This window comes from Microcystis sp. M49636_WE2 (assembly GCF_030065375.1).
Classification (GTDB): domain Bacteria; phylum Cyanobacteriota; class Cyanobacteriia; order Cyanobacteriales; family Microcystaceae; genus Microcystis; species Microcystis aeruginosa_C.
This window is the reverse complement of record NZ_JASJFG010000445.1, coordinates 1-4,980: the sequence shown is the minus strand read 5'-3', so window position 1 is coordinate 4,980 and position 4,980 is coordinate 1. Positions and strand designations below refer to the sequence as shown.

3 protein-coding genes are annotated in these 4,980 nt (G+C 45.6%); all 3 read right to left on the bottom strand.

Annotated elements, in window-relative coordinates; genetic code table 11:
- Positions 1–740: vWA domain-containing protein (locus tag PX484_RS10645; protein WP_288103775.1), on the bottom strand; the 740-nt coding region annotated here is incomplete at its 3' end.
- 454 nt (positions 741–1,194) lie between these two features.
- A complete protein-coding gene (locus PX484_RS10640) occupies positions 1,195–2,448 on the bottom strand; it encodes a methionine gamma-lyase family protein (RefSeq protein ID WP_287767128.1) in 1,254 nt (417 codons plus the stop codon).
- Between the two features lie 647 nt (positions 2,449–3,095).
- Positions 3,096–4,655, bottom strand: a complete 1,560-nt coding sequence (locus PX484_RS10635; protein WP_287666953.1) for an HlyD family secretion protein — start codon at positions 4,653–4,655, stop codon at positions 3,096–3,098.
- Positions 4,656–4,980 lie beyond the last annotated feature (325 nt).

Below are 4,980 nucleotides of genomic sequence, written 5' to 3'. Positions count from 1 at the left end.
GGGGCAACTTGGGCGATGGGTTTTAAGTCGGCTAAATGAGTCCGAGCATCTAATTCTAATTGCAGGAAAGCGTTAGTTAACCGCACAGATTGCAGACGGTTAAACAGACGAGTAAATTCAATTAAAGCCTGTTCGGGTCTTTCGATATAGGATAAACTTCCGCCGGCGATATCGGCAATTTTTTCTAGGATATCTTGATTCCAATGATCGCCAAAACCGAAGGTATTTAAGGTGATACCGTACTCAGCCGCTACTGCGGCTAATTTTAAACAGCGTTGATTGTTTCCGTGTTCATTTTCACCATCGGTAAGCAGAAAAATATGAGACACATAACCTTTGCTGCCGGTAGAACTTTCTTGAATACCTAATTTTATCCCTTCATCGATCGCCGTGCCTCCTCCCGCTTGTAACTGTTTAATTTTTGAGCGAATTAAGGTCAGATCATCCTGTCGCGATTGGGAGGGAAGAATAACTTTAGCGCGATGATCGAAAGCTATCACCGAGAGACGATCATTAATACCGAGGGATTCTATTAAACTTAAAGCCGCTTTTTTGACCGTTTCTAGGGGTTTTCCCTGCATAGAACCGCTATGATCGAGAACTAAACAAAGATTAATCGGTAAATTTGTGTTGATCTGTTCACTGGTGGCGGCGATCGAGAGCATCAGTTGACGTTGACTGCTGCTTTGATTAGCATTGATATGACTGTCACTCAAGGCCGATTTTATAGTTACCCGCATAAGAGTTTTTAATCGTGGTCGTTGATATTTATATTCTAATGAGTATAGTTAGATTTGTGCTTATTTTCCCGTCCGGCATCGAGTTAGACAAGTTGGAAACTGGGTGCATCTCATTTTTGTCAATCTACATTGATCTTAAAAATTAGGAATTACCCAAAAAAAGAGCCTAAATCAATCAATAAGTCCTTAACAAAAATAAAAAAGGAATAAATACGACTCTCTTATTCTTTGTGTGATAAGTTTAACTTATATAGGAGCGACCGATCTTTGTGTCCTTTGTGTCTTTGTGGTTCGTGCCACTCGCTCGCCAGCAGAATTATATCTCAAGAATACATTTTACCCACCAAACCCAAGAGAGCGTAAATACTAATGTTGAAAGCCTCTATTAATGGCACTTTTGCTCCTTGACTGTTCCCTTTTTGTTAACCACAAAGACAGGAAGTTAGGACTTTAACTAAGGGAGAGAAGGAAGGTGAGAAGAACCATTCATTAAAGCGGCGATCGCTTGTTCTAGGGCCAGGGAAATATGGGTCCAATGGGTTCCCCCCTGACAAAAAACGATATAGGGTTCCCGCAGGGGTCCATCGGCAGAGAATTCCGAGGTGCTACCATCGATAAACGTGCCACCAGCCATCACTACTTGGCTCTCATAGCCCGGCATTTGGGCAGGAACGGGGTCTAAGTAGGAACCGATGGGAGAATAGGCTTGAATGGCTTTACAGAAGGCAATCAGCTTATCGGGGGAACCGAGTTTAATCGCTTGAATAATATCGCGTCGAGGCACAAAAGGAGCGGGATTGACCGGATAACCCAACTTATCGCCCACATAGGCAATTAAATGACTGCCTTTCATCGCTTCTCCCACCATTTGCGGCGCTAGAAACAATCCCTGATAAAGAAGACGATTTTGGTCAAAAGTTGCTCCTCCCTCCCCACCGATCCCCGGTGCTGTCAGACGATAGCAGGCCATTTCCACTAATTCCGCTTTACCTGCTATGTATCCCCCGGCCGTGACAATTGTACCTCCGGGGTTTTTAATTAGAGAACCGGCCATCAGATCTGCCCCCACATCGGTGGGTTCTTGGGTGTTGATAAATTCTCCATAGCAATTATCGACAAAACAGACCGTATTCGGGTTTTGTTGTTTAACTATACGGACAATTCTCTCGATTTCGTCAATAGACAAACTCGATCGCCACGAATAACCGCAGGATCTTTGAATATGTACTAAACGGGTTTGGGGTTTAACTGCTGTTGCCAAGGACAACCAATCGATCGCACCGGTAGAATCTAGCTCTAATTGCCGATAACTAACGCCAAAATCTTTTAAAGAGCCTTGACCACTGCCCCTAATCCCGATTACTTCCTCTAGGGTATCGTAGGGCGCACCCGCTACCGCTAACATCTCATCCCCCGGTCGAAGAACCCCATACAAGGCACAGGCGATCGCATGGGTTCCTGAAACAAATTGTACTCGCACCGCTGCCTTTTCGGCCCCCAGGGCTTGGGCGAACACTTGATCTAAAGTATCCCGTCCCAAGTCATCATGACCATAACCGCTAACACTAGCAAAATGATGCACCCCGACGCGGTTTGCACGGAAAGCAGCGAGGACTTGACGGAGATTTTCCTTGACCTGTGCGTCAATTTCCGAAAAGATGGGGAGTAGGGCCTTTTCTGCCCTGTGGAGTAGAGAGGGGATATCCATCAAACAATAGACTGTGATCTGTATTGCATTTACCTTAAATGTCGGCTTGGAGAAACCCTCGGTTTTACCTCGGAGATGAAAAGCCGACCAATATAGAACAGCACTTCGACAGGCTCAGTGTCCACATTTCGACACATTTCGACACATTTCGACAGGCTCAATGTCAAGGCTCAGTGACACGAAGCACAACTCTAAACAGTTGTGTTAAAATCCAAGAGTCAACAGGTTGAAATGCCGCTCACATCGTGGAAATCCCGTTGCAATAGTACGGCACTTTTGAGGAGAAAAAAGAAGACAAGAGCCACCCGAAAACTCTTAAAACAGGGGAGTAAGTCTTTTCCAAGACTGAAATAAACTAAAAACATTTTGCCGTAAGGCAGATAGGGTAGGGCATACCCGAATCTTGGTTGAAAGACCAAAACGCTTGGAGAGCTATCCACAAGTGGACAACTAGATAACAAGTGATATTCTAGTAGGTTCGGATAGGACATAATCGTGTAAGACGTGAGTAGGGGAAACCAGAAAGCGCGGTGATGAGCTTCAAGAATCCCTCGCCTGAGCGCTTCGGGGATTGTCAACAAGCCTACTGATCATACAACGTCAATCCTTCCGCTGAAAACATCTGCCAAGGTTGACAATAGGAATGATTAGAGCGGCCCACTTGGGGGGGGTGAGGCTCCCTGTGGTGGGGCCCCGGGGGGAGGGCCACCGGCAGCAGGTTCGTTCCCCCCACCACCAAAGAGACTTTGCCAAGAAAAACCTTGCCTTGGTCGGGTGTCCGAGGGTGGATTAATTAAGATATGTTCGGAGCCATCGAGTCCGCTTTTAACTTCGGTACGATTGCCGATAGTAACGCCAGTGGTAATGGGGACAAATCGGGGTGGTTGGTTAGGTGCGCCAACAAAAACACCAGTTTGCTCGTTCTGACGGGTAACGGCAATAGTTGGCACGGTTAAAGCGTTTTTCAGTTGGCCGACTTGGAAATCGGTAGAAACATTCATTCCCGCCTTTAATTCCCTGGCCGCCTTTTCTTCTAGGGTCACTTTCACTTCAAAACTGGTGACATTTTGTTCTACCGTTGCCTGGGTGGCAATCAGAGAGACTCGTCCATGGAAGATTTTATCGGGATAAGCATCGGCTGTAATCGTCACCTTTTGCCCAACCCGGATCTTATCAATGTTTTTTTCTGCTACATTGCTGACCACTTCATTTTGTGAAACCAGGGATAAAATCGAGGAAGAAGTGGCCGAAGATACGGAACTGCCGGTCGTAGTAGGAGCCACAAAAGCCCCCGGTTCAGCGTAGACAAAAGTAACCACCCCGTCAAAGGGTGCTTTGATGATGGTATCCTCAATCTGAGTTTTGACATTTTGTAGAGAACCCTGAGCAGTAGTCACCTCCGCCCGTGCTTGATCGATTTCCTCCTGTCTTGTTCCTGCTTGGAGAAGGTCTAAGACCTGTTGTTGATTTCTCACTTCCGCCTTTGCTTGAGCAATTTCTTCCGAGCGAGTTCCTTCTTTAAGGAGAGATAGCTTTTCTTGGGATTCAATCACGGCAGCCTGGGCGCTATCCCTAGTTGCCAGTTTTTCGTTTAAAGTCTGTTGAGATATGGCTCCTTCGTTGAAAAGTAGCTGATTGCGACGATATTCATCATCAGATTTTTTGAAAATGGCTTTTAAACCTTCTAAACGAGCTTTTTCTTGGGCAATTTCCTGAGAACGATTACCGGCCATCAGCTTTTGTAGGTTGGCTTCTAGTTGTTCCAATTTCGCTTGGGCCTGAGCGATTTCTTGGGGACGATTACCGGCGATTAGTTTGCGGAGATTAGCTTGGGCTGCCGCTAGTTTGCCCTGGGATTCTAATAATTGACCCTGCCAATCAGAATCGTCCATTTTAGCAATTATCTGTCCTTTTTTGACAGTATAACCCTCATCTACTAGCAGTTCCTTCAAAATTCCTGCTGTTTTAGGGCTAACATTAACCACTTTTTCCGGTTCCACAGTGCCATTAGCGGAAACGATGATCGTTAGATCCGTCTGTTCCACGGCTACAGGCAGCGGACGGGAACTATCCCGGTGGGGGGTATGCCCAAACTGACGATAGGCGAGAACAATACCACCAATGGCTAAAAATAAAGCTAGTAATCCCAATGCCCAGCTAATTGCGGGCTGTTTGTTAAGTTTTTGGAAGGAGGAACTATCTGACATAGTGAGTAAGAAACTGGTGGGTTAATTTAGAGAGAACCTGATTGTTGAACAGTCTGTTCCGATTCCACAGCACCATAATCGAGCTTAATAATATGATCGGCTAGATGAAAATAGCGCTCATCATGGCTAATAACGCCAATTCAAAAATGAAACGCATCAACCTCAAGAGTTGACAAAGAAAGGCTCATCAGGTACTGTCTGATCATTAACAAAAACAAATCAGACCCAAAAACGAAGCCCTCAACATCTTAACATAGAACAAAGAAACTTGCTCTACCAACTTAGTCAGGAGGGAAATTTATCTCAACGGCAAATGGCCGTCTGG